This is a genomic window from Pseudomonas sp. S10E 269, from assembly GCF_002798465.1.
In the GTDB taxonomy this organism is placed as follows: Bacteria; Pseudomonadota; Gammaproteobacteria; order Pseudomonadales; family Pseudomonadaceae; genus Aquipseudomonas; species Aquipseudomonas pergaminensis.
Genome location: NZ_PHIJ01000001.1, coordinates 1,619,665 through 1,645,624, shown reverse-complemented (window position 1 = coordinate 1,645,624; position 25,960 = coordinate 1,619,665). Strand labels below are relative to the sequence as shown.

At 61.0% G+C, this 25,960-nt stretch carries 20 protein-coding genes and 1 pseudogene; 16 read left to right on the top strand and 5 right to left on the bottom strand.

The window, feature by feature from the left end:
• Positions 1 to 181: 181 nt before the first annotated feature.
• The 6 genes from CWC48_RS07725 (at position 182) to CWC48_RS07700 (ending at position 9,005) form a co-directional block, all read left to right on the top strand.
• Complete coding sequence (locus CWC48_RS07725; protein WP_100491618.1) at positions 182 to 1,102, top strand: NAD synthetase; 921 nt, start codon at positions 182 to 184, stop codon at positions 1,100 to 1,102.
• Positions 1,099 to 1,557 carry a hypothetical protein gene (locus CWC48_RS07720; RefSeq protein WP_100491617.1) on the top strand — a complete coding sequence of 153 codons (459 nt, stop codon included), beginning with the start codon at positions 1,099 to 1,101 and terminating at the stop codon, positions 1,555 to 1,557. Before CWC48_RS07725 ends, CWC48_RS07720 begins: the two co-directional genes overlap by 4 nt.
• Positions 1,558 to 1,607: 50 nt before the next feature.
• Positions 1,608 to 2,003: a hypothetical protein gene (locus CWC48_RS07715; RefSeq protein WP_050587826.1), complete on the top strand. Its 396-nt coding sequence runs from the start codon at positions 1,608 to 1,610 to the stop codon at positions 2,001 to 2,003.
• A gap of 187 nt (positions 2,004 to 2,190) precedes the next feature.
• Positions 2,191 to 5,481, top strand: a complete 3,291-nt coding sequence (locus tag CWC48_RS07710) for a DUF2126 domain-containing protein (protein ID WP_100491616.1) — start codon at positions 2,191 to 2,193, stop codon at positions 5,479 to 5,481.
• A gap of 147 nt (positions 5,482 to 5,628) precedes the next feature.
• A complete protein-coding gene (locus CWC48_RS07705) occupies positions 5,629 to 8,115 on the top strand; it encodes a circularly permuted type 2 ATP-grasp protein (protein WP_100491615.1) in 2,487 nt (828 codons plus the stop codon).
• Positions 8,115 to 9,005, top strand: coding sequence for a transglutaminase family protein (locus CWC48_RS07700; RefSeq protein WP_078046616.1), 891 nt, complete (start codon positions 8,115 to 8,117; stop codon positions 9,003 to 9,005). The genes CWC48_RS07705 and CWC48_RS07700 overlap by 1 nt, the downstream gene beginning before the upstream one ends.
• Before the next feature lie 46 nt (positions 9,006 to 9,051).
• On the opposite strand, the gene CWC48_RS07695 is transcribed toward CWC48_RS07700, so the two are convergent.
• Positions 9,052 to 9,234 (bottom strand): hypothetical protein, encoded by a 183-nt coding sequence (locus tag CWC48_RS07695; RefSeq protein ID WP_100491614.1) that lies wholly within the window; start codon positions 9,232 to 9,234, stop codon positions 9,052 to 9,054.
• 333 nt (positions 9,235 to 9,567) lie between these two features.
• Here CWC48_RS07695 and azu point away from each other — a divergent pair, with 333 nt between their 5' ends.
• Positions 9,568 to 10,014, top strand: a complete 447-nt coding sequence (azu, locus tag CWC48_RS07690; RefSeq protein ID WP_100491613.1) for an azurin — start codon at positions 9,568 to 9,570, stop codon at positions 10,012 to 10,014.
• A gap of 194 nt (positions 10,015 to 10,208) precedes the next feature.
• Here the strand turns inward: azu and nadE are convergent, their stop codons facing one another.
• The 3 genes from nadE to CWC48_RS07675 form a co-directional block, all read right to left on the bottom strand.
• A complete protein-coding gene (gene nadE, locus CWC48_RS07685; protein WP_078046618.1) occupies positions 10,209 to 11,036 on the bottom strand; it encodes an ammonia-dependent NAD(+) synthetase in 828 nt (275 codons plus the stop codon).
• Between the two features lie 3 nt (positions 11,037 to 11,039).
• Positions 11,040 to 12,254 (bottom strand): nicotinate phosphoribosyltransferase, encoded by a 1,215-nt coding sequence (gene pncB / locus CWC48_RS07680; RefSeq protein WP_012721934.1) that lies wholly within the window; start codon positions 12,252 to 12,254, stop codon positions 11,040 to 11,042.
• 207 nt (positions 12,255 to 12,461) lie between these two features.
• A complete protein-coding gene (locus tag CWC48_RS07675; protein WP_099493497.1) occupies positions 12,462 to 13,352 on the bottom strand; it encodes a LysR family transcriptional regulator in 891 nt (296 codons plus the stop codon).
• Between the two features lie 154 nt (positions 13,353 to 13,506).
• On the opposite strand from CWC48_RS07675, the gene CWC48_RS07670 reads away from it, so the two are divergent.
• From CWC48_RS07670 to CWC48_RS07615, 9 genes are all read left to right on the top strand, one after another.
• Positions 13,507 to 14,997, top strand: coding sequence for an aldehyde dehydrogenase family protein (locus CWC48_RS07670; RefSeq protein ID WP_100491612.1), 1,491 nt, complete (start codon positions 13,507 to 13,509; stop codon positions 14,995 to 14,997).
• A 173-nt stretch (positions 14,998 to 15,170) separates the two neighbouring features.
• Positions 15,171 to 16,454 (top strand): FAD-binding oxidoreductase, encoded by a 1,284-nt coding sequence (locus CWC48_RS07665; protein ID WP_078046621.1) that lies wholly within the window; start codon positions 15,171 to 15,173, stop codon positions 16,452 to 16,454.
• 374 nt (positions 16,455 to 16,828) lie between these two features.
• Positions 16,829 to 17,965 (top strand): branched-chain amino acid ABC transporter substrate-binding protein, encoded by a 1,137-nt coding sequence (locus CWC48_RS07660; protein WP_078046622.1) that lies wholly within the window; start codon positions 16,829 to 16,831, stop codon positions 17,963 to 17,965.
• A 234-nt stretch (positions 17,966 to 18,199) separates the two neighbouring features.
• Complete coding sequence (locus tag CWC48_RS07650; RefSeq protein ID WP_010213575.1) at positions 18,200 to 19,114, top strand: branched-chain amino acid ABC transporter permease; 915 nt, start codon at positions 18,200 to 18,202, stop codon at positions 19,112 to 19,114.
• Positions 19,115 to 19,116: 2 nt separating this feature from the next.
• On the top strand, positions 19,117 to 20,394 hold the full coding sequence (livM, locus tag CWC48_RS07645) for a high-affinity branched-chain amino acid ABC transporter permease LivM (RefSeq protein ID WP_078046623.1): 1,278 nt from the start codon (positions 19,117 to 19,119) through the stop codon (positions 20,392 to 20,394).
• Entirely contained in the window at positions 20,391 to 21,266 is an 876-nt protein-coding gene (locus tag CWC48_RS07640; protein ID WP_025857340.1) for an ABC transporter ATP-binding protein, read from the top strand. The genes livM and CWC48_RS07640 overlap by 4 nt, the downstream gene beginning before the upstream one ends.
• Positions 21,263 to 21,979 carry an ABC transporter ATP-binding protein gene (locus tag CWC48_RS07635; protein WP_078046624.1) on the top strand — a complete coding sequence of 239 codons (717 nt, stop codon included), beginning with the start codon at positions 21,263 to 21,265 and terminating at the stop codon, positions 21,977 to 21,979. The genes CWC48_RS07640 and CWC48_RS07635 overlap by 4 nt, the downstream gene beginning before the upstream one ends.
• A gap of 803 nt (positions 21,980 to 22,782) precedes the next feature.
• Positions 22,783 to 23,550, top strand: a complete 768-nt coding sequence (locus CWC48_RS07620) for an SDR family oxidoreductase (protein ID WP_078046625.1) — start codon at positions 22,783 to 22,785, stop codon at positions 23,548 to 23,550.
• Positions 23,551 to 23,733: 183 nt separating this feature from the next.
• Positions 23,734 to 24,639, top strand: coding sequence for a cation diffusion facilitator family transporter (locus CWC48_RS07615; protein ID WP_078046626.1), 906 nt, complete (start codon positions 23,734 to 23,736; stop codon positions 24,637 to 24,639).
• Between the two features lie 120 nt (positions 24,640 to 24,759).
• On the opposite strand, the pseudogene CWC48_RS07610 reads toward CWC48_RS07615, so the two are convergent.
• A pseudogene (locus CWC48_RS07610) lies at positions 24,760 to 25,868 on the bottom strand (AGE family epimerase/isomerase).
• Positions 25,869 to 25,960 lie beyond the last annotated feature (92 nt).

Sequence of the window (25,960 nt, the reverse complement as noted above, 5' to 3'; positions counted from 1 at the left end):
TGTGCTGGCGTTTTGCTTTCTATTCGGTGGCGAGCCTGTTTGCTAAGGTGGCGACCATTAAATCGCCTTCGCGAGCAAGCCCGCTCCCACACTTGAATGTATTCGCAAATCAAAATGTGGGAGCGGGCTTGCTCGCGAAGGCGTCAGTTCAGTCACCACCCATTTCAAGGAAGAACACCCCATGGGCAACCCCCTTGCCGGCATCGGCATGGACTCCAACCGCTCGCAGTTCATGGCGCGCCAGCGCATCGAAAGCCAGATCAACCTGCCGCGCCTGTTTGCGGCCATCGACGCCGACCCCGGAATTGTCGGCGCAGGCGTGGTGTATATCGACGCTGACTTCAACGTCATTACCCTGCGCGAATTCAAGCCCATCTGCAGCATCAAGCCCAAGCGCATCATTTTGCGTGAAGCGCAGAAGTACATTGCGCCAACGCAGTTTGCTCAACATGTCGTGAGCAATCCTCGAGAGTCGCGACTGATTGGCGAAGCCGTGAATACCGGAATCTCCTGCTTGGGGGCGGTCATCAGTTGGGCTGCGATCGCCAGCGGGACCATTCTGGTGCCTTTCAGCGCTGGCGCCAGTTCCGTCATCGTTGTAGTGGGGTATGCGGCTGCCGGCGCGAGTACGCTTCAGTGCTTCAACGGCATTGCCCGAACAGCGCTGGAAGTCGCCAAACCTGAGGTCAAGGATTCGCTCGACAGTGAAGGCTGGTACCAGAATGCGTCCATCGTGCTGGACGCCGTATCACTAGCAGGTGTGGGCGCTTCGGCCCTGACGACGGTCAAGCTGGTCAGGGCCGCCAAAGCATCGACGGGCAAGAGCCTGCGTGATGTGCTTCGCGGTTTGAATCGCCAGGAAAGAGCCAAGCTGACGAAAGAACTGCTGAGCATCAACCATCCCAGCTTGACCGCGAAGATGATCAAATTGAGGCAGGCGTCGGGCGAGCTCACCAAGCGTTTCACCCCTACGCAGCTCAAGCACAGCACCACTACCCAGATCAAAGACGTCCTCGGCGCAACCATAGGATTTGGCGGGAGTGCTTACTCCGGAAACGTCAATACCATCGCGATTGGGTTGTACGAGGAAATAAACGAATGAACGAGTTAATGACGCTACGCGACTTTTTCAGGCAATACTTTCTGACGTTTATGGGCGGCGTATTTGCTGCGTGTTTTTCTTTGGCGTTGGCTGTGGCGCTGGCGTTCATCACCTATTTTCGTGATGCGCCCATTGCTCAAGTGGGGCTCAAGATCATGTCTGCCGGGGCGCTGCTCATTCTGTTGACGGTCCATAGCAACTTTATGATTTTGCGGGGCCGACCCTCCTGGGTGTGGGTGATGGTCGGCATCTACGTCGCCTGTCTACTGTTTGTCGTCCCAATGCTTCAGTACCAGCCTCATAAAGTTCTCTATGGGTTGGCGCTGTTATTCCCGTTCCTTGGATTGTTGATACTTAACAGCAAGGTTCAACGAGAGATGCGTGCAAAACTGGTGGGAATCCGTCGCATTCGGCAATCTGTCAAATCAACCGTTGGGTCGAGTAGCCGCATGTGAAGGAGTCGCCGTCGATAACCGGTTTTTTCGCGCGCTATTTCCCCGTGTTCATGGGCACGATTTTCATGGCGATCTTTTCCGGCTCCGCTGCGGTTTCCACGGCGGGCGTAACCTATTTGCGCGACACTGATCCCGCGCTTAAATCCGGCTGTTCGGGCGCTGCGATCCTGATGCTGGTCGCGGTGCTGGTATTTGGCAACGTCATGATCGCGCGCGGCTATCCGTGGGCGACGAAACTGGTGGCGGGCTATCTCGGCGCTTGCCTGTTGTTCGTACTGCCAATGATTCAATACGACCTGCACACGCTGGTCTATGGCTCGGCTGTGCTCTTCCCGCTGCTTGGATTGTTGCTGCTCAACAGCAAGCGCCATCGCGAAATGCGCCAGAAGCTGCTTGAGATCCGCCACCTGCGCCAAGCCGCGATCGCCAAGCGCAAAACCGGCTGATTGGGTAGATTCCCCACCCACCCTCACATCCGCGCCACAAATATGTGCGTCACTTGCACCACGGCGCCCCCGTTGGCGCCGTTTTGGTGCTGTACTGCAACGGGTCTTACGATAAAGCGCAATGACCGCCGCTCTGGCATAAGTCTTGCGCGCTTTGTGTCCATGCCCTGGCTCGCAGGAGGCCGCCGTGTCGATTCATGTCGCGTTGCACCACGTTACGCATTACCGCTATGACCGCGCTGTCGAACTCGGCCCACAGATCGTGCGGTTGCGCCCGGCGGCCCATAGTCGGACGCGGATTCTGTCCTACGCGCTGAAAGTGCTGCCCGAGCAGCATTTCATCAATTGGCAGCAAGACCCCCAGGGTAATTACCTGGCGCGCTTGGTGTTTCCGGAAAAAACGGATGAGTTGCGCATCGAGGTCGACCTGGTCGCCGAAATGGCCGTGTTCAACCCCTTCGACTTTTTCCTTGAGCCCTACGCCGAAAAAATCCCCTTCCGCTACGCCGCCGATGAGCAACGCGAACTGGCGCCGTACCTGGAAACCCTGCCGCTGACGCCGAAGTTCGCCGCGTACCTGGCGGGTATCGACCGCACGCCACTGCCGGCGGTGGACTTCCTAGTGGGGCTCAACCAGCGCCTGGCGGCTGATATTGGCTACCTGATCCGTATGGAGCCGGGCGTGCAAACCCCGGAGTTCACTCTGGAAAATGCCTCCGGCTCCTGCCGCGACTCGGCCTGGTTGCTGGTGCAGTTGCTGCGCAACCTGGGTTTGGCAGCACGGTTTGTGTCTGGCTATCTGATCCAGTTGACCGCCGACGTCAAAGCCCTCGATGGCCCGTCCGGCACCGAAGTGGACTTCACCGACCTGCACGCCTGGTGCGAAGTGTATTTGCCCGGCGCCGGTTGGATCGGCCTGGACGCCACCTCCGGGCTGTTCGCGGGTGAAGGGCATATTCCGTTGGCGTGTAGTCCCGATCCCTCGTCTGCCGCCCCGATCAGTGGGCTGGTGGAACCGTGCGAGTGTGAGTTCACCCACGAAATGTCGGTCGAGCGGATTTGGGAAGCCCCACGGGTCACCAAGCCTTACACCGAAGAACAATGGCTGGCGATCCAGGCCCTGGGTCGGCAGATTGACGGCGACCTGCTCAAGGACGACGTGCGCCTGACCATGGGCGGCGAGCCGACGTTTGTGTCCATCGACGACCCCGACGGCGCCGAGTGGAATACCGCCGCGCTCGGGCCGGATAAGCGCCGCCTGTCCGCCGAGCTGTTCCAGCGCATGCGCAAGCACTACGCGCCCAAGGGCCTGGTGCACTTCGGCCAGGGCAAGTGGTACCCCGGCGAGCAACTGCCACGCTGGTCGCTCAATTGCTACTGGCGCCGCGATGGCGTGCCGATCTGGCACAACAGCGCGTTGATCGCCGATGAACAACAGGACTATGGCGCGGATGGCGCCCTGGCCGGGCGTTTCCTGGCCAGCGTCGCTGAGCGCCTGAAACTGCCGGCACGCTTTGTGTTCCCGGCCTTTGAAGACAACTTCTACTACCTGTGGCGCGAAGGTGCGCTGCCGCAAAACGTCACCGCCCAAGACCCACGCCTGAGCGACGACCTGGAGCGCGAACGCCTGCGCAAAGTGTTCGCCCAGGGCCTGGATAAAATCATCGGCCAAGTGCTGCCGCTGGCGCGCACGGCGGCCAATGACCGCTGGCAAAGCGGGCGCTGGTACCTGCGTGACAACCATTGCCGCCTGGTGCCGGGGGATTCGCCCCTGGGTTATCGTCTGCCACTGGCCTCGCAGCCTTGGGTGACGGCGGCCGAGTACCCATTTGTGCACCCGACGGACCCTAACCAGGACCAGCCGGAGCTGCCGACCACCTCCCAACTGCAAAGCCACGGCGACCCTGCGCCGGTTGATGAACGCGTGCCCAAGGTCGACGAGTCCGCCGACTGGCTGACCCGCACCGCGCTGTGTGCCGAGGCGCGGGAAGGGCGCCTCTACCTGTTTATGCCGCCCCTTGAGCGTGTCGAGGACTATCTGGAATTGGTGGCCGCCATTGAGGCGACAGCCGAAGAACTGCACTGTCCGGTATTGCTGGAAGGCTATGAACCGCCAGCGGACACGCGCCTGAGCAACTTCCGCGTCACGCCGGACCCCGGCGTGATCGAGGTCAACGTGCAGCCGTCCGCCAGTTGGGACGAGTTGGTGGAACGCACCGAGTTCCTCTACGAAGAGGCCCGGCAAACCCGCCTGACCACTGAGAAATTCATGATCGACGGGCGCCATACCGGCACCGGTGGCGGTAACCACTTTGTGCTCGGTGGTGCGACACCCAAGGACTCGCCGTTCCTGCGCCGGCCCGACTTGCTGCGTAGCCTGATCAGCTACTGGCACAACCACCCGTCGTTGTCCTACCTGTTCTCCGGCCTGTTCATCGGCCCGACTTCACAGGCGCCACGGGTGGACGAGGCACGCAACGATGCGTTGTACGAGCTGGAAATCGCCTTCGCGCAAATGCCCGAGCCCGGTGAAGAATGCCCGCCATGGTTGGTGGACCGCCTGCTGCGCAACTTGCTGATTGACGTGACCGGCAACACCCACCGCGCCGAATTCTGCATCGACAAACTCTACTCGCCCGACGGCGCCACCGGCCGCCTGGGCCTGCTGGAGTTGCGTGCATTTGAAATGCCGCCCCATGCGCGCATGAGCCTGACCCAACAACTGTTGCTGCGCGCCTTGGTCGCACGCTTCTGGCGCGAGCCCTATGCGCCGCCGAAGCTCGCGCGCTGGGGCACCGAACTGCACGATCGTTTCCTGTTGCCGCACTTTATCGAGCAGGACTTTGCCGACGTGATCGTCGAACTCAACGCGGCCGGCTACCCGCTGCGCGCCGAATGGTTCGCCGCGCACCTGGAATTCCGTTTCCCCAAGGTGGGCGATTACGCCGTCAGTGGTATCGAACTGGAACTTCGCCAGGCCCTGGAACCCTGGCATGTGCTGGGCGAAGAGGGCGCGGTGGGCGGCACGGTGCGTTATGTGGATTCGTCCCTGGAGCGCCTGCAAGTCAAATTGACCGGGCTGCCACCGCAACGCTACCTGCTGACCTGCAACGGAATCCCAGTGCCACTGCACGCTACCGGGCGAGTCGGGGAGTTCGTGGCCGGCGTGCGTTACCGCGCGTGGCAACCGGCCAACTGCCTGCAACCGACCATCGCCGTGCATGCGCCGTTGGTGTTCGACGTGTTGGATACCTGGATGCAACGCTCGCTGGGCGGCTGCCAGTACCATGTTGCCCATCCGGGCGGGCGCAATTACGACAGCTTGCCGGTGAATGCCAACGAGGCGGAGAGCCGGCGCATGGCGCGTTTTTTCCGGTTGGGGCATAGCCCGGGGAAGCTCGAGGTGCCGACGGTTGTCATTAACGACGAATTGCCGATGACCCTGGATCTACGTCGTTTCCCCAATAAAAATGACTGAATGCGATCCCCTGTGGACGCTAGCTTTTGTGGTGAGCGAGCTTGCCTCGCGCGGGGCAAGCCCGCTCACCACAAAAGCCGGGGGCTACAGGGGATTTGCAGTGTTTGTTGAGTTAATCTGAGCCCCCTTGCCTCTGCCGAGCGTTCCATGTCCGACTTGCTCGACCGTTACCCGCTGACCGCGGGCACTTATCACGAATTGCTGGACGACAGCGGCGCGGTACGTGCCCATTGGCAGCGCCTGCTCGACCACCTGCAACGCAGCACGCCTGCCCAACTGGCCCAGCGCCAGGCGTTGCTGACCCGACAGATCCAGGAAAACGGCGTGACCTACAACGTCTACGCCGACCCAAAGGGCGCCGACCGCCCGTGGGAACTGGACCTGCTGCCCCATGTGCTGGCCGCCGATGAATGGCAGCAGCTGTCGGCGGGGATCGCCCAGCGTGCGCGCCTGCTCAACGCCGTGCTCGCCGACCTGTACGGTCCGCAGCGCCTGATCAAGGAAGGCTTGCTGCCCGCCGAGCTGGTGTTCGGCCATAACAACTTCCTGTGGCCGTGCCAGGGCATCCAGCCGCCGGACGGAGCGTTCCTGCACCTGTACGCCGTGGACCTGGCGCGCACGCCGGATGGCCGTTGGTGGGTCACCGCCGACCGCACCCAGGCGCCTTCCGGTGCCGGTTATGCGTTGGAGAACCGCACCATTGTGTCCCGGGCGTTCCCGGATCTTTACCGGGATTTGCAGGTCCAGCACCTCACCGGTTTTTTCCGCACCTTGCAGGAAACCCTGGCCCGCCAGGCGCCCGGTGATAACCAGCCGCCGCTGATCGTGCTGCTCACGCCGGGCCGGTTCAACGAAAGCTATTTCGAACACCTCTACCTCGCCCGCCAGCTCGGCTACCCGCTGGTAGAAGGCGGTGATCTCACGGTGCGCGACAGCACGGTATTCCTGAAAACCCTCAGCGGCCTGCGCCGGGTGCACGCGATCATGCGGCGCCTGGATGACGACTTCTGCGACCCGCTGGAACTGCGCACCGACTCCGCCCTCGGCGTGCCCGGCCTGTTGGACGCGGTGCGCCAAGGCAATGTGCTGGTGGCCAATGCCCTGGGCAGCGGCGTGCTGGAGTCCCCCGGTCTGCTGGGCTTTTTGCCGAAGATCAACGAGTTCTTGTTTGGCGAAGCATTGATCTTGCCGTCCATCGCCACCTGGTGGTGCGGTGAAGCGCCGGTACTCGCTGAAGCGCTGGAGAAACTGCCGGAGTTGCTGATCAAGCCGGCGTTTCCGTCGCAGAGTTTTGCGCCGGTATTTGGCCGTGACCTGGACGACGAACAGCGCCAGGCCCTGGCCGAACGCATGCGCGCGCGCCCCTACGCTTATGTTGCCCAGGAACTGGCGCAACTGTCCCAGGCGCCGGTGTGGCACACCGTGGATGACCACCTGCAACACCGCGCGATTGGCATGCGCGTATACGCCGTGGCGAGTGACGAGGGTTACCGCGTGCTGCCCGGCGGCCTGACGCGTGTAGCGGCGGAAGCCGATGCCGAAGTGGTGTCAATGCAACGTGGCGGCGCCAGCAAGGACACCTGGGTGCTCGGCGAACGCGCCGCCGGTGGCGAGCACTGGCGCGCACAGCGGGCGATTGGCGCCCATGACCTGGTGCGTCGCGATCCCTACCTGCCGTCCCGCGTGGTGGAAAACCTGTTCTGGTTCGGGCGTTATTGCGAGCGCTGCGATGACAGCGCGCGCTGGCTGCGTATCGTGCTGGCGCGTTATGTGGATGGCGACGACCCGCTGGCCTTGCAGGCGGCGGTCGAGCTGGGCGAAAACCTGCGACTGCTGCCGGAAGAGGGCGAGTTGCCCGAACGCCTGCTGGCGGCACTGCTCGGCGATGACTGGCCGTCGAGCCTGCGCGCCAACCTGCAACGCTTGCAGTGGGCGGCATCCCAGGTGCGCGGCAAGTTGTCCCGGGAGAACTGGCAGGCCCTGGTGGAGCTGCAACGCGAAGCCATGGAGCTGGAACGCGACACCCCGGACTTTGGCGAGTTACTGGATTTCCTCAACCGCCTGGTGATGTCCCTGGCGGCGTTGTCCGGGTTTGCCCTGGACGACATGACCCGCGACGAAGGCTGGCGTTTCTTGATGATGGGCCGGCGCATCGAGCGGCTGCAGTTTCTGAGCAGCAGCCTCGCCGCATTCCTGCGTGGCGTGGCGGTGTTCGATCAGGCCGGGCTGGAGTGGTTGCTGGAGCTGGGCAACAGCAGCATTACCTATCGCTCGCGCTACCTGGCGGTGCCGCAGTTGATCCCGGTCCTCGACCTGCTGTTGCTGGACGAGCAGAATCCCCATGCGGTGTTGTTCCAGCTCAAGTTGGTGAGCCGCACCCTGCGGCGTCTCAATGACGACTTTGGTGTGCCACGGGAAACCGGTCTCGGCCCGTTGGTGGAGCGCCTGGCGCGATTCGACCTGGGCTGCCTGGAGAACCCGTTGTTTGGTGAGGCCAGCGTGCGTGCCGCGTTGGACGGCCTGGCGGACCTGCTGCAAGCAGTCGCCGATGAGAGTGGGCAAGTGTCGGACCGCCTGGCCTTGCGCCATTTTGCCCATGTGGATGATGTCAGCCAGCAAACGGTGTCGGTGTGATGAGTGCGCGCTACCAGATTTTCCACGATACCCATTACCACTACGACAGCCCGGTGTCCCTGGCCCAACAGTTGGCGCACCTGTGGCCGCGGCCGTGCGCCTGGCAGCGCTGCAGCTCGCAACAGCTGGATATCAGCCCGGAACCGACGTCGCGCCGCGATGAGTTGGATGTGTTCGGTAATCCCATCACCCGCCTGGCGTTCGAGCGGCCCCATGATGAACTGCTGGTGAATGCCGGGCTGACCGTGGAAGTGCTGGCGCGGCCAATGCTGGACTTCCAGCAGTCGCCGGCCTGGGACCAAACCCGCGACAGCCTGACCTACAGCAGCCAGGCCATGTCGCCGCAGCTGATCGAAGCCTGCCGCTACCGGTTCGAATCACCCTACGTGCACCTGAAGAAAACCTTCGTTGAGTTCTCCGAAAGCTGTTTCCCCCCTGGCGAACCCTTGTTGTTGGGCGTGCAGGCGTTGATGGAAAAGATCTTCAGCGAGTTCACCTTCGATGCCGAAGCTACCCAGGTGGCTACCCCGCTGGTGGAAGTGCTGGAGCGCCGACGCGGTGTATGCCAGGACTTCGCCCACTTGATGCTCGCCTGCCTGCGTTCGCGCGGCCTGGCGGCGCGCTATATCAGCGGTTATCTGCTCACCCAGCCACCGCCCGGCCAGCCACGGCTGATCGGCGCCGATGCGTCCCATGCGTGGGTGTCGGTGTATTGCCCGGTTTCAGGCTGGGTGGATTTTGATCCGACGAACAATGTGCAGCCGGCACTGGAGCACATCACCCTGGCCTGGGGCCGGGACTTTTCCGATGTGTCGCCGTTGCGAGGAGTGATTCTGGGGGGAGGGAGCCATGACCCGGAGGTACGGGTGACGGTGATGCCGCTGGAATAGCGATTGATTGTGCCGAGCCGGGTGAGCCGGCTCAGCACAAAGGAAATTATTCAGCCGGATCCTTTGGTGTTTCGGGCTCGTCGCTCGTTACTTCACCATCGGCATCCGGGTTCAGTGCGCCGGCTTCTTCATCTGCAGCGGCTTTCTTGCGTTGCAGTTTTTCCTCTTTCTTCTGTTCCTTGGCCAAGTCTCTCTGACGTTTGGCGAAGGAGTAATTAGGTTTGGCCATGGGCGATCCTCTAGGGTCGAAGGTGAGGGTGGCGGCGCGCAGCTGCCTTGGGACGACATGGTAGCAGCTTCAAGGTGCGCTTGGCCTTCACTTACCGCAGGCGTAAGCGGCCAGCAGGCCGTTGAACAGTTGATTGAGGTGCATGGCTCGGACTCCAGTGGGTGATGGGCCGATCATAGGCAGGTGGCAGTACTTTGGCTGGTAGATTGTGTTGATAAGTCTGATAGCCTAAAGTTGTATACAATCTGTTGATTCAGATCATAAGAATTCATGCCTGCTTCAGGCACCCTTTGTCGCAATACGCGTTTTCTAAACCCTGCCTTGGAGATTCACATGTTTGCCAAACTCGTTGCTGTTTCCCTGCTGACTCTGGCGAGCGGCCAGTTGCTTGCTGCAGAGTGCAAGGTCACTGTCGACTCCACTGACCAAATGTCCTTCAACACCAAAGCCATTGAAATCGACAAGAGCTGCAAGACATTCACCGTCGAGCTGACTCACTCCGGCAACCTGCCGAAAAACGTCATGGGCCATAACTGGGTGCTGACCAGCGCCGCCAACATGCAGCCGGTTGCCTCCGACGGCATGACTGCCGGTATCGACAAGGACTACCTGAAACCCGGTGATGACCGCATCATCGCCCACACCAAGATCATCGGGGCTGGCGAGAAAGATTCGGTGACCTTCGATGTGTCGAAGCTGGCAGCCGGGACTGACTACGCGTTCTTCTGCTCGTTCCCAGGCCACATCTCGATGATGAAAGGCACTGTGACCGTCAAGTAAGCCGATTTCGATCGAAAAAAAGCGCCTCGAGGGGCGCTTTTTTGTGGGCGTTCAGTTGAACTGAGTCATCGTTCATCGCAGGCAAGCCAGCTCCCACATTCAAGCGCATTCTCATGCTGGAACTCAGTCAACTGTGGGAGCTGGCTTGCCTGCGATAGCGGTCTAACAGTCAGCACAAGCCTATCTGGTTCACCTCACGGCGCAAACGGCATGACCCGCTTGTGCTCGGTCTTGCGGTAGGTGTCGCAGATAATCTTGAACGCTTCCTCACGCACCGGCTCGCCGTGCAGGAATGCATCGATCTCGGCGTAGGTCACGCCATGTGACGCTTCGTCCGGCTTGCCCGGCGACAGGTCTTCGAGGTCGGCAGTCGGAATCTTCTCCACCAACGATTCCGGCGCGCCAAAGTGCCGCGCAATCGCACGCACCTGGTTCTTCACCAGGCCGCTCAACGGCGCCAGGTCGCACGCGCCGTCACCGAACTTGGTGAAAAACCCCATCACCGCTTCCGCCGCATGGTCGGTACCGATCACCAGGCCACCGGCCGCGCCAGCGATGGTGTACTGCGCCACCATGCGCATGCGTGCCTTGGTGTTGCCCAGTACGAAGTCGCGGGACACCGCGGCCTTGCCTTCAAATGCCGCCACTTCATTGGCCAGGGCTTTCACCGCCGGGCCGATGTTCACGGTGTGGCGCTCGTCCGGCTCGATAAAGTCCACCGACGCCTGGGCGTCGATCTCATCGAACTGGGTTTCGTACGGCAGGCGCACGGCGATAAAACGGTAGGCCTCATCGCCGGTGCTGGCGCGCAGTTCCTGCATCGCACGTTGGGCCAACAGGCCTGCGGTCAGGGAATCGACGCCACCGCTGATGCCCAGCACCAACGCCTTGAGCCCGGAATTGCGCAGGCAGTCCTGGATAAAGGTCACGCGGCGGGCAACCTCGGCCTCAAGGGCCGCCTGGTCGTTGAACGGTGCTTGGACCTTGAGCTGTTCAGCAATCTCACGCTGTACGGCTTGCATGATTCACTCCTTGCTAGAGATGGCAGGTACTTTGAAAACATGACGCAAATAGGCGACGAAATTCGGGTCGGTGCAGTGGGTCTTGCCCGCTTCATCGGAGATCTTCGCGACGGGCTGGCCATTGCAGGCGGTCATTTTAAGCACGATGCTCATCGGCTCGACACCTGGAATGTCACAGGTCAGGTTGGTGCCGATGCCAAAGCTCACATTGATCCGACCCCGCAAGGCGCGGAATATCTCCAGGGCCTTGGGCAACGACAGGCTGTCGGAGAACACCAGGGTCTTGCTCATCGGCTCGATGCCGAGCTTGTGGTAGTGGGCAATGGCTTTTTCTGCCCATTGCACGGGATCGCCGGAGTCATGGCGCAGGCCGTCGAACAGCTTGGCGAAGTACAGGTCGAAGTCGCCCAGGAACGCGTCGGTGGTGATGCAGTCGGTCAGGGCGATACCCAAAAGGCCACGGTATTCGCGGACCCAGCAGTCGAGCGCGGCGATCTGGCTGTCGATCAGGCGCGGGCCGAGTTGCTGGTGGGCCATGATCCATTCGTGGGCCATGGTGCCCAGCGGCTTCATGTCGAACTCGCGCGCCAGGTGCACGTTGCTGGTGCCGACGAAGCGCCCGGGGAAGTCATGCTTGAGCACGCTGACCACTTCTTCCTGCACACGGTACGAGAAGCGCCGACGCGTGCCGAAGTCAGCCACTTGCAGCTCGGACAGCTCGTCGCTGCTGGCGTTGGCGGTCAGCCAGTCGAACTTGCGGTACAGCTGCTCGCGGGCCTGTTCGAGGATCACGGTCTGGTAGCGATAGCGGTTACGCACTTCGCTGACGATAGCCAGCATCGGCACTTCAAACAGGATCACATGCAGCCACGGCCCGCGCAGGCGGATGAACAACTCACCGTTCTCGATGCCGGTCTGCACGTAGCGCAGGTTGAAGCGGAACAGCCCGAGGAAGCGCAAGAAGTCCGGCTTCATAAAGCTGATGCGTTCCAGGAAACCCAACTGGTCCGGGCTCAGGCTCAGCTCGGCGAGGCGCTCGATCTGGTAGCGGATCTCCGCCAGGTACGGGCGCAGGTCTTCGCTGTTACGGCAACGAAACTCCCATTCAACTTCCACGTTGGGGTAGTTGTGCAGCACCGCCTGCATCATGGTCAGCTTGTAGAAGTCGGTGTCGAGCAAGTTCTGCACGATGCGATCGGCAAACACACTCTCGCTCATAACGGGAATCTCCAGACGGGTCGGCGATGGGCGCCGACCTTTACGCACAATTGAGGAAGGGGGCTAGTGGCGCATAGACCTGTGGGGTTTTGCCAGTGATTTTTTGCGCTGGAGCTACCGACGCCTTCGCGAGCAAGCCCGCTCCCACCTTTGGAATGCATTTCAAGTGTGGGAGCGGGCTTGCTCGCGAAGGCGATTCTCCAGGCGCTAAAGCACCTGCTCCATCATCCACTTCACAAATTCACGCACCTTGGGCACCTCCGCCGAATGTTCGGGGTAGGCCAGGTAATACGCATCCTGGCTCGGCATTGCATGCTGCCAGGGAATGACCAACTTGCCTTCGGCCAACTCTTCTTCCACCAGAAAGCGCGGCAACAACGCCACGCCACAGCCCACCTGCGCGGCCCGAATGCACATATAGAAGGTGTCGAAGCGTGGCCCGTGATAACTATGCTCGGTGTGGAAGCCCTGGCTGGCAAACCAGTCGTGCCAGCCCTGGGGACGCGAAGCGTTTTGCAGCAGCACCAGGTCGCTCAGTTGCGTGGGATCGGTGAACGGCTGCGCCGGCAGGCTTTCTGGCGCGCACACCGGCACCAACGCTTCGCTGAACAATTTGAGGCTTTCGGTGCCCGGCCGTGAGCCCTGGCCGAAGTAGAAGGCCATGTCGGCCTTGCCTTGCAGCAACTCGTCCGGCTCCTGCTCGTTGCACAGGTCCAAATGGATCTGCGGATGACGCAGGCGCCAGCCCTTGAGGCGCGGCACCAGCCAGCGCGCGCCGAAGGTGTAGGGCGTGGACACGCGCAGCACTTCGGTTTCGCCGCCGTAGGAGCGCAGGTAATGGGTGGACATCTCCACCTGGGTGAGGATCTTGCGCACTTCCACCAGGTACAGGTCGCCTGCCGGGGTCATCTGCAAGCGCCGACGCACCCGGCGAAACAGCAGGTGTTGCAGCAGTTCTTCCAGTTGCGCCACCTGTTTGCTCACCGCGCTCTGCGTGAGGTTCAGCTCCTCGGCGGCGCGGGTGAAGCTCAAGTGGCGGGTGGCGGCTTCGAAACACTGCAGGGCAGTGATCGAGGGCAAATGTCTTTTGTTCAGCACGGCACGCCTCTTTTTATTCTTTGCATGAATAAACGGAATGATATCTCGCCTAATCGTCGTTTGTTGGCAAGTCTTGGGCCAGCTAAAAATAAGGTCTGGATCGCCGTGTCGGTGGCGGCGCAATTTTTCTGTTTGTAGATTGAAGGAGTGACCCATGGTTGCCGCATTGCTTGATCGTCTCGGGGTAAACTCGGCGCTGTACCAGTCGGGCAAACAGCCCGTGCATTCGCCGATTGATGGCAGCCGCATCGGCAGCGTGCACTGGGAAGGTGCCGCCGAGGTGGAGCAGCAGGTCAGTCGCGCCGAGCATGCATTCGACGCCTGGCGCAAGGTGCCGGCCCCGCGCCGTGGCGAACTGGTGCGCCAATTTGGCGATGTATTGCGCGAATACAAGGCGGACCTGGGTGAACTGGTGTCCTGGGAAGCCGGCAAGATCACCCAGGAAGGCCTGGGCGAAGTGCAGGAAATGATCGACATCTGCGACTTCGCTGTCGGGCTGTCGCGCCAGCTGTACGGTTTGACCATCGCCTCTGAGCGTCCGGGCCACCACATGCGTGAAACCTGGCACCCGCTGGGCGTGGTCGGCGTGATCAGCGCCTTCAACTTCCCGGTGGCCGTGTGGGCGTGGAACACCGCCCTGGCCCTGGTGTGCGGCAACGCCGTGATCTGGAAACCGTCGGAAAAGACCCCGCTCACCGCCCTGGCCTGCCAGGCGCTGTTCGAGCGCGTGCTGAAGAAATTCGACGGCGCCCCCGAGTACCTGAGCCAGGTGATCATCGGCGGTCGCGATGCCGGTGCCGCGCTGGTGGATGATCCGCGCGTCGCCCTGATCAGCGCCACCGGCAGCACGCGCATGGGCCGCGAAGTGGCGCCGAAAGTCGCCGCACGTTTTGCCCGCAGCATCCTTGAGCTGGGCGGCAACAACGCGATGATCCTCGGCCCAAGTGCCGACCTGGACATGGCCGTGCGCGCCATCCTGTTCAGCGCCGTCGGCACTGCCGGCCAGCGTTGCACCACGCTGCGCCGCCTGATCGCCCATGAATCGGTCAAGGATGAAATCGTCACCCGCCTCAAGGCCGCCTATTCCAAGGTGCGCATCGGCCACCCGCTGGAAGGCAACCTGATCGGCCCGCTGATCGACAAGCATGGCTTCGACAACATGCAGGACGCCCTGGAGCAAGCCTTGAGCGAAGGCGGCAAGGTGTTCGGCGGCAAGCGCCAACTGGAAGACACATTCCCCAACGCTTATTACGTGTCGCCGGCGATTGTGGAAATGCCCGAGCAAAGTGATGTGGTGTGCACCGAGACGTTTGCGCCGATTCTCTACGTGGTGGGCTACACCGACTTCGCCGAAGCCCTGCGCCTGAACAATGCCGTGCCGCAAGGCTTGTCATCGTGCATCTTCACCACCGACGTGCGTGAAGCCGAGCAGTTCATGTCGGCGGTCGGCAGTGACTGTGGCATCGCCAACGTCAACATCGGCCCGAGCGGCGCGGAAATCGGCGGCGCGTTTGGCGGTGAGAAAGAGACCGGCGGCGGGCGTGAGTCGGGTTCGGATGCGTGGCGCGGGTACATGCGTCGCCAGACCAACACCGTGAACTACTCGTTGGAATTGCCGCTGGCCCAGGGCATTACTTTCGACTGATTCTTCAAGTCGAAGCGCGGTCAATGTGGGAGCTGGCCTGCCTGCGATAGCATCACCATGGGGTACCTGATACACCGAGGTGCCTGCATCGCAGGCAAGCCAGCTCCCACATTTGATTGGGTTTGCAATTCAAAATAACAGTTGTTTGTTAGGTTTCATCCCGGAGTCTGGCAATGGCACTACGCGAAACATGTTTGTGGGAGCACCTCACCCCTGGCCGGCCGGATCGTGCGGCGCTCAAGGGTGAGGTCAAGGTCGATGTGTGTGTGATCGGCGCCGGGATCACGGGCCTTTCGGCAGCCATTCATTTGCTGGAGCAGGGTAAAAGCGTCGCCGTGCTGGAGGCTCATCGCACCGGGCATGGTGGTTCGGGGCGCAACGTCGGGCTGGTCAACGCCGGCATGTGGATCCCGCCGGACGACATCGAAGCCGGTTTTGGCGAGGCGGTGGGCAGCCAGCTCAACCGCATGTTGGGCGCGGCACCGTCGCTGGTGTTCAGCCTGATCGACAAATACACCATCGATTGCCAACTGCGCCGTGAAGGCACCTTGCACATGGCGCACAACGCCCGTGGCGAGGCGGATTTACGCAGTCGCGAAGAACAATGGAAGCGTCGTGGCGCACCGGTGGAACTGCTCACCGGCCAGGCTTGCGAGCAGGCCACCGGTACCCGGAAAATCGCTGCCGCCTTGCTGGACCGGCGCGCCGGCACACTGAACCCGATGGCCTATACCAGTGGCTTGGCCAACGCGGCGGTCGGTCTGGGCGGGCAGTTATTCGACCATTCTCCCGTCACCCAGCTTGAACGCCAAGGCGCGCACTGGTCGGTGCAGACCGCCCAGGGTTCAGTGCAGGCTGCACAGGTGGTGATCGCCTCCAATGCCTACACCGAAGGCGAATGGACCGAACTGCGGCGCAATTTTTTCCCCGGTTACTACTATCAGGTCGCGTCGGCTCCGCTGACGGACGACGCCGCCAAACAGATCCTGCCCGGTGGCCAGGGCTCCTGGGACACGCGCCAGGTGCTGAGCAGCATCCGCCGTGATGCCGATGGCCGCCTGTTGCTCGGCAGCCTGGGCAATGGCAACCAGAAACCGGCATGGTTCCTCAAGGCGTGGGCCGATCGGGTGCAGCAGCATTACTTCCCGTACCTCAAATCGGTGCAGTGGGAATTCACCTGGACCGGCTGCATCGCCTTCACCCCGGATCACTTGATGCGCCTGTTCGAGCCCGCCCCTGGCCTCGTGGCAGTAACGGGCTATAACGGGCGTGGCGTGACCACCGGCAGCGTGGTCGGCAAGGCGTTTGCCGACTACCTGTGTCACCAGAATCCCCAGGCGTTGCCGATCCCATTCGCGCCTATGCAGCCGTTGGCCGGGGTGGGACTGCGCAGCTGTCTTTATGAAGCAGGATTCTCGCTGTATCACGCTGGGCAATGCTTGAGGATCGTTATCTGATCAGCGAAATACCGCTCAGAAGCCTGCATTTTCTTAGCAGGCTACTAATCTGTATTGGTGCAAGTCGTAGCAATCACGCACTGTAAATGTGCAGTTCCGTTACGCGGTCTGTTACAGCTGTAGGAACTGTCGTTTATAGCTTTGGTTGCAGGTGCGACCTGCCGAGGTTGTACTTTTTGGATCCATTGGTTGCACCTTCTGATGCTAGAGGGTTGCACGTCCTGGCGAATGGAGGCGAAACGCCTGCAATAACAATGACACCGTGTCTTTTTGAAGAATAAAAACGTAATGGCACGCGCCTTGCTCTGGGCTTTCAGTGAAAAGTTTGAACGCAAGTTGTCGTGCCAAAAATCAAAAATATCGGAGCACCACTCATGTCCCAGACGTTTTACAAGAAAGGTTTTCTGGCCCTCGCCGTTGCAGCGGCGCTGGGTGTTTCTGCGTTTGTTCAAGCTGATGTGAAGATTGGCGTAGCGGGGCCGATGACCGGTGCCAACGCCGCTTTCGGTGAGCAGTACATGAAGGGTGCCCAAGCGGCAGCCGATGTGATCAACAAGGCCGGCGGCATCAACGGTGAGAAAATCGTGCTGGTTGCCGGCGACGATGCCTGCGAACCCAAGCAGGCCGTGGCTGTGGCCAACCGCCTGGCAGACCAGGACAAAGTGATCGGCGTGGTCGGCCACTTCTGCTCCTCCAACACCATCCCGGCGTCCGAGGTGTATGACGAAGCGGGCATCATCGCGATCACCCCAGGTTCCACCAACCCACAAGTGACCGAGCGTGGCCTGGGCGCCATGTTCCGCATGTGCGGCCGTGACGACCAGCAAGGCATCGTTGCCGGCGACTACATCGTCGACGTGCTCAAGGGCAAGAAAGTCGCCGTGATCAACGACAAGGACACCTACGGCAAAGGCTTGGCTGACGCTACCGCTGCCCAGTTGACCAAGCGCGGCGTCAAGCCAGTGCTGGAAGAAGGCCTGACCCGTGGCGAGAAGGACTTCAGCGCCCTGGTCACCAAGATCCGCTCCACCGGTGCCGACGTCGTGTACTTCGGCGGCCTGCACCCGGAAGCCGGTCCACTGGTTCGCCAGATCCGTGAAGCCGGTCTGAAAGACGTGAAGTTCATGTCCGATGACGGTGTTGTGACCGACGAACTGGTGGCCACCGCTGGCGGCAAGCAATACGTCGATGGCGTGTACATGACCTTCGGCGCTGACCCGCGCCTGCTGCCAGACAGCAAGGCGGTGGTGGAAGAGTTCCGTAAGAACGGTACCGAGCCAGAAGGCTACACCCTGTACGCCTACGCGTCGGTCCAGGCCCTGGCCGCCGGCTTCAACGGTGCCAAGTCCAACAAGGGTGAAGATGCCGCCAAGTGGCTCAAGGCTCACCCGGTAAAAACCGTCATGGGCGAAAAAGCCTGGGATTCCAAGGGCGACCTGAAAATCTCCGACTACGTGGTTTACCAGTGGGATAAAGACGGCAAATACCATCAGCTGGAAAAACAGAAGTAAGCATTAACGCGACCACGCAGGCACCACAGAGCCCCTGTGGGAGCCGGGCTTGCCCGCGATGACGGACTGACAGTCGACACCTGTGTTGAATGTGAACCCGCTATCGCAGGCAAGCCAGCTCCCACAGGGAATCGAGGTTGCCAACTGCATCGTGTCCAGCAACGACTCTGTTTTTTCCTCCAGAAGCGCCGCACACCCACCGGTGTGCAGGTGCTCACCGCGTGAGATTGCGTTATGGATGGTATTTTCCTGCAGCAACTGGTCAACGGCCTGACCCTCGGGTCGGTCTATGGCCTGATCGCCATCGGCTACACAATGGTCTATGGCATCATTGGCATGATCAACTTCGCCCACGGCGAGGTTTATATGATTTCCGCTTACCTCGCGGCGATCAGTCTGGCACTGCTGGCTTACTTCGGCATCGAATCCTTCCCGCTGCTCATTCTCGGCACCTTGATCTTCACCGTGGTCGTCACTGGCGTTTACGGTTGGGTCATCGAGCGTGTCGCCTACAAACCGCTGCGCAACTCCACCCGACTGGCACCGCTGATCAGCGCCATCGGCATCTCCCTGATCCTGCAGAACTACGCGCAGATCGCCCAGGGCGCCAAGCAACAAGGTATTCCTACCCTGCTGGCCGGGGCCTGGCGTGTCGACATCGGCAGCGGGTTCGTCCAGCTCACGTATACCAAGGTCTTCATCCTGGTCGCCGCCTTCGCCGGCATGGCCCTGCTGACCTACGTGATCAAGTACACCAAGCTCGGCCGCATGTGCCGCGCGACCCAGCAAGACCGCAAGATGGCGTCGATCCTCGGCATCAACACCGACCGGGTGATCTCCTACGTGTTCGTCATCGGTGCCGCCATGGCTGCATTGGCCGGCGTGCTCATCACCCTCAACTACGGCACCTTCGACTTCTATGCCGGCTTCATCATCGGCATCAAGGCATTTACCGCAGCGGTACTCGGCGGCATCGGCTCCCTGCCTGGGGCGATGTTGGGCGGGATCATCCTCGGTATCTCCGAGTCGTTGTTCTCGGGGTTGATCAACTCTGACTACAAAGACGTGTTCAGTTTCTCCCTGCTGGTGGTGATTCTGATTTTCCGTCCCCAGGGCCTGCTTGGTCGCCCACTTGTGGCGAAGGTGTAAACATGTCTGCTGCCAAACCAATCGATATCAAGAAAAGTGTGGTCGATACGGTCCTCGCCGGGCTGATTTCGCTGATCGTGTTCGGTCCGATCGTCGGCGTTGTACTCGACGGCTACAGCTTCAACCTGGAACCGGCCCGCGTGGGCCTGCTGGTGGCCATTGTGATGGTCGGCCGCTTTGCCATGAGCCTGTTCCTGCAAACCCCCAAGGGCGTGAAGATTTTGCAGGGCTTCGAGAGCAGTGGCTCTGGCGTGCATGTGCTGGCGCCGGACTACAAGTCGCGGCTGCGCTGGATCATCCCAGCACTGATCGTGATCGCCATCGTGTTTCCGATCTTCGCCAACAAGTACCTGCTGACCGTGGTGATCCTCGGGCTGATCTACGTGTTGCTCGGCCTGGGCCTCAACATCGTGGTGGGCCTGGCCGGCTTGCTCGACCTGGGTTACGTGGCGTTCTACGCCATCGGCGCCTACGGCCTTGCTCTGGGTTATCAATACCTGGGCCTGGGCTTCTGGACCGTGTTGCCATTGGCGGCCATCGCCGCAGCGTTGGCGGGGTGCATACTCGGGTTCCCGGTGCTACGAATGCACGGTGACTATTTGGCCATCGTGACCCTGGGCTTTGGTGAAATCATCCGTCTGGTGCTCAACAACTGGCTGTCGTTTACCGGCGGACCCAACGGCATGCCGGTGCCCTCGCCGACCTTCCTCGGCCTGGAGTTCGGCAAGCGCGCGAAGGATGGCGGGGTTCCCTTCCATGAATTCTTCGGCATCGACTACAACCCCAACATCAAATTCCTGTTCATCTACATTGTGCTGTTCCTGGTGGTGCTGGCCGTGCTGTACATCAAGCATCGCCTGACCCGCATGCCGGTCGGCCGCGCCTGGGAAGCGCTGCGCGAAGATGAAATCGCCTGCCGTTCCATGGGCCTGAACCACGTGCTGGTCAAGCTCTCGGCCTTCACCATCGGTGCATCGACTGCCGGTTTGGCCGGTGTGTTCTTTGCCAGCTACCAGGGCTTCGTCAACCCGTCATCGTTCACCTTCTTCGAGTCGGCGCTGATCCTGGCCATCGTGGTGCTGGGCGGCATGGGCTCGACGGTGGGCGTGGTGATCGCGGCCTTTGTATTGACCGTCGCCCCCGAGCTGCTGCGCAGCTTCTCCGAGTACCGCGTGCTGCTGTTTGGCGTGTTGATGGTAGTGATGATGATCTGGCGACCGCGCGGCCTGATCCGGATCAGCCGCACCGGTGTGACGCCACGTAAGGGGGTAGCGCCATGAGCAAGGAAGTCGTGCTCTCCGTGGAACACCTGATGATGCACTTCGGTGGCATCAAGGCCTTGAGCGACGTGAGCCTCAAGGTCGAACGCAACTCGATCTTCGCCCTGATCGGCCCCAACGGCGCCGGCAAGACCACGGTGTTCAACTGCCTCACCGGCTTCTACAAAGCCAGCGGCGGCAAGATCGAACTCAACATCCGTGGCAAGCAGACCAACGTGATCCAACTGCTGGGCGAGCGCTTCAAGGCCACCGACTTTGTGTCGCCCAAGAGCTTTTTCAGCCGCGTTTACTACAAGATGTTCGGCGGCACCCACTTGGTTAACCGTGCCGGTTTGGCGCGTACCTTCCAGAACATTCGCCTGTTCAAGGAAATGTCGGTGCTGGAGAATCTGCTGGTGGCCCAGCACATGTGGGTCAACCGCAACATGCTCGCGGGCATTCTCAACACCAAGGGCTACCGCAAGGCTGAAAGCGATGCCCTCGACCACGCCTTCTACTGGCTGGAAGTGGTGGACCTGGTGGACTGCGCCAACCGCCTGGCGGGTGAACTCTCCTACGGTCAACAGCGCCGCCTGGAAATCGCCCGCGCCATGTGCACCCGGCCGCAGATCATCTGCCTGGACGAACCCGCTGCGGGCCTCAACCCCCAGGAAACCGAAGCCCTCAGCGCGATGATTCGCCTGTTGCGCGACGAACACGACCTCACGGTGGTACTGATCGAACACGACATGGGCATGGTGATGAGTATTTCCGACCACATCGTGGTGCTCGACCACGGCAACGTGATCGCCGAGGGCGGGCCGGACGCGATCCGCAACGACCCGAAAGTGATTGCCGCCTACCTGGGCGCTGACGAAGAGGAGTTGGTATGAGTGCACCTATCCTCGAAATGAAGGACCTGGACGTGTATTACGGCCCAATCCAGGCGCTGAAAAAAGTCTCGCTGCACATCAATGAAGGCGAAACCGTCAGCCTGATTGGCTCCAACGGCGCGGGCAAGTCCACGCTGCTGATGTCTATCTTCGGCCAGCCACGGGCCGAGTCGGGGCAGATCATCTATAACGGCGTGGACATTACCCACAAGTCGTCGCACTACATCGCCTCCAACGGCATTGCGCAGTCGCCGGAAGGGCGGCGGGTGTTCCCTGACATGACCGTCGAGGAGAACCTGCTGATGGGCACCATCCCGATTGGCGACAAGTTTGCCCAGGAAGATATGCAGCGCATGTTCGAGCTGTTTCCAAGGCTCAAGGAGCGGCGTAACCAGCGCGCCATGACCATGTCCGGCGGCGAGCAGCAAATGCTCGCCATCGCCCGCGCGCTGATGAGCCGGCCCAAGCTGTTGCTGCTGGATGAACCGAGCCTGGGCCTGGCGCCGATTGTGGTGAAGCAGATCTTCTCGACGTTGCGCGAGCTGGCCTCCACCGGGATGACCATCTTCCTGGTGGAACAGAACGCCAACCATGCGCTGCGCTTGTCGGACCGCGCGTATGTGATGGTCAACGGCGAGATTCGCCTGACCGGCACCGGCAAGGAATTGCTGGTGAACGAGGAAGTGCGCAACGCCTACCTCGGCGGGCACTGATGTAAAACTTGATGCAGGCCTCCTGTAGGTGGCTGCTGTATGTGGGAGCTGGCTTGCCTGCGATGCAAACGCCTCGGTCTATCAGTTGAACCGAGGAGATTGCATCGCAGGCAAGCCAGCTCCCACATTTGTTTTTGCGGTGTTCACAAGGCCGCTGCCAAATTGTGGAAAACAAATCTGGCTCCCCTCCAAAGCGCGACATATAGCCGCCGCAAATCCCTGTTTTGTCACAGTTTTGACTTGTCCCCATCCGCTGTGGAACCGGCTGTGGGTAACGTGGGTGTAGCTGGCTGGACGCCAATAAATACGGGGCCTGTAGCGCGATGGTTAATATTTGATCAGGCGGTTTTTAGTGACCGCTCCAGCACTTTGTCAACCTGTTTAAAGACACAGGTATATGACCGAAAAATGTCCATACAGCCTGTGGATAAGTCTGTGACTAAACTCTGGAAAGACCGCCGCAGAGGCCGGAATGACTGGCCTGGAGCCATCGTTCCGATTTCCCGTTCTTCCTGGGGCCTACATACGCTCTCGCCAAGGTCAAGCAAAAAACTTTCTAAAACCGCCTGAAACCCTTGTGTATAAAGGCCTGAGGCATTTTGCACTTGCCCCCAAAGACTGTGGGCGCAGCTGTGGATAACCTGCGCGCATATAGCTGCAAGCCACGGTTTATGTGGCGTTGCTCGTCATGGTTAAAAAATGATCAGGCGCGCGTGAAGTTGTGTGCATAGCGGTTGCCGCCATCGCGGCGTACGGGCATTCTGCTGGCTGATTTTTTCCCCGATGCCCGCAAGGAGAACACCATGTCCGACACGCTGTTTATTACTGGCGCAACCTCAGGTTTCGGCGAAGCCTGCGCCCGTCGTTTTGCCGAAGCCGGCTGGAAACTGGTGCTCACTGGCCGTCGTGGCGACCGCCTGAATGCGCTGGTCGAAGAGCTTTCCAAGCAGACCGAAGTACACGGCCTGGTGGTGGACGTGCGGGATCGCAAAGGCATGGAAGACGCCATCGCCAACCTGCCTCCGTCGTTCGCCAAGCTGCGCGGGCTGATCAACAACGCCGGCCTGGCCGTGGGCACTGACCCTGCGCCCAAGTGCAGCCTCGACGATTGGGAAACCATGGTCGACACCAACATCAAGGGCCTGCTGACCACGACCAGCCTGCTGCTGCCGCGCCTGATCGCCCATGGCCGTGGCGCCGGTATCATCAACCTGGGCTCCATCGCCGGCAGCTACCCCTACCCGGGCAGCCATGTGTATGGCGGCTCCAAGGCATTCGTGAAGCAGTTCTCGCTGAACCTGCGCTGCGACCTGCAGGGCACCGGCGTGCGCGTCACCAACATTGAGCCAGGCCTGTGCGAGAGCGAGTTCTCACTGGTGCGTTTTGGCGGCGATCAGGCGCGCTATGACGCGACCTATGCGGGTGCCGAGCCGATCCAGCCGCAGGACATCGCCGACACGATCTTCTGGGTGCTCAACACACCGGCGCACGTGAATATCAATCGGTTGGAACTGATGCCGGTGAGCCAGACCTGGGCTGGGTTTGCGATTGAGCGTGGCGCCAAGGGCTGACGCTCCGTCCTGCTGGTTTTTGTGGTGAGCGAGCTTGCCTCGCGCGGGGCAAGCCCGCTCACCACAGGATCAGGTTTTTACCGGTAACCATGCGGCAAATCGGCCAAAACACGACATAAGGTACACTCCACTCGGTAAAACCCCTCCGCACCGTGCGGATTTAAGGTTTTGACGGGAGGAAATGTGAGTAACCGAGGTGAGCAGGCACTGCTCAAACAATCGACCATCCTGATGTTCGCTGTCGCGATCGCTGGGATCGTCACGGGTGTGGTATCCGGCGCCCAATCCATTCTGTTCGACGGCTTTTTCTCGCTGATCGCCACCGCTATCAAGGTGTTGATGCTGATCACGGCCAAGCTGATCGCCAAGAAAAGCAACGAGCGCTTCCAGTTCGGCTATTGGCACCTGGAGCCCATGGTGCTGCTGATCGAAGGCAGTTTCCTGTTGCTGATCGCCATCTATGCGTTCCTCAACGGTGTGTTCGGCATCATCAATGGCGGGCGCGAGATTGAGTTGGGGCTGGTGATCATCTACGCGGCAGTGTTCACCGTCGTCGAGTTCGCCTACTTCTTCTACGTGCGCTACCGCAATCGCCGGCTGAAATCATCGCTGATCCAGTTCGATAACATCAGTTGGCTGGTGGACGCGATGCTGTCGGTGGGCTTGCTGATCAGCTTTCTGGCGGCACTGTTGCTCAAGTCCCAGGGCTATGGCGAGTGGGCGGTATACGTCGACCCGTTGATCCTGATCCTGCTGGCCCTGAGCATGCTGGCACCGGCGTTCAAGATCCTGCGCCCAGCGTTGCGCGAGGTGCTGGGGATTGCGCCAGACCACCTGGACGACAAAGTGCGCGAAGTGATGGAGGCGGTGCAGGCCAAACATGGTTTCGACGACTACGTGTCGTACGTGCAAAAGCACGGGCGGGCGCGGTTTATCGAGATTCATGTGGTGCTGCCGGCGGATTACCCGGTGGATAACGTCGCGACCCTCGACGCGCTGCGCGAAGAGATATCCACAGGGCTCGGCACGCCGGATGCGGCACGTTGGCTGACGATCAGCTTTACCGGGGATCGCAAGTGGATTGCGTGAGGTCAGTGAGACCGAGTTGACGCCTTCGCGAGCAAGCCCGCTCCCACATTTCGACCGTGTTTCAAGGATGTACTCGGTCAAACTGTGGGAGCGGGCTTGCTCGCGAAGAGGCCCTGGCGTTCACCCAAGATGCTGGACAAGGCCCTGGTAGCAAGTCGCCAAATGATAAGGGGTAGTCGAAGGCATATCCCACCGACTCACCACACCTTGGGCATCCAAGCATTCATTCCAGCCTTTTGTATGCAAGAAGTGCTGTTGCAGCGCCAGCAATTGGCGCTGCAGCACTGCTTCGCTGTCCGGCCGCAAGGTCAGTGCCCGCAGGTACTCGGCCTGGGCCCAGATCCGCTGGGTACCGTCGCGCACAGTGCCATCCAGCGCCAACATGCCGCTGACCGCACCGCTGGCGTTATCCACACCCTTGAGCTCGGCGTAGGCGAAAGCCCGCGTCAGCGAAGCATGCAGCGGCGTACCGCGCAGCACATCCGAAGACTCCAGCAAAAAGAACCACTCGAATTGATGGCCCGGCTCGAACCAGTTATCCACAGCGCCCAGCGGTTTTTCCATCATCACGCCGTGCTGGCGGTCGATGAAACGCTGCTGCATGGCCGTCGCCAAGGCCAGCAGGGCCGCTTGCACTTGTGCATCTTCACGCACGGCGAGGGTAGCGAGGAAACCTTCGGCCAGGTGCATCAGTGGGTTCTGCAACGGGCCGGACTTGAGGGACGACCAGTTGCGCTCCAGCACGGCTTCATACAAACCGTCGCCGCTGGAAAACCGCTCGGCGACCACTTCCAGGGCAGCATTGAGGACTGATTCCACCAGCGGCTCGCGCACTTTGGCCCAGTAATGGGCGCAGGCAAAGATGATGAACGCATGGGTGTAGAGATCTTTGCGCTTGTCCAGCGGCTGGCCGGCCGGGTCGATGCTGTAGAACCAGCCGCCGTGCTCGGCGTCGTGGAAGTGCCGTTGCAGCGAACGGAACAGCGCCGCCGCGCGCTCTTCGGCAAACCCTGCGCCGGGCTCGCCGATCAGGCTGGCGAACAGGTACAACTGCCGCGCACAGGCCATGGCGCGATAGCGTTGGGGGGGAGCGGCTGGTGATCGGCGTCCAGCGCCTCATAGGGCAATGCCAACTCGGCGTTCCAGCCAGGGCCTTGCCAAAGCGGCACGATCAGGCTGTGGAAGTGCGTGAGCACGGTGTTCAAGGCGGGTTGGGAAGCGCTGGGCATTGGCTGGCGTCGTCACGGCAGGGGTGTAGGCGCGCATGGTATCAGGCTTGGGTTGTGTGGTGTCTTTGAGACCGTCATCGCGGGCAAGCCCG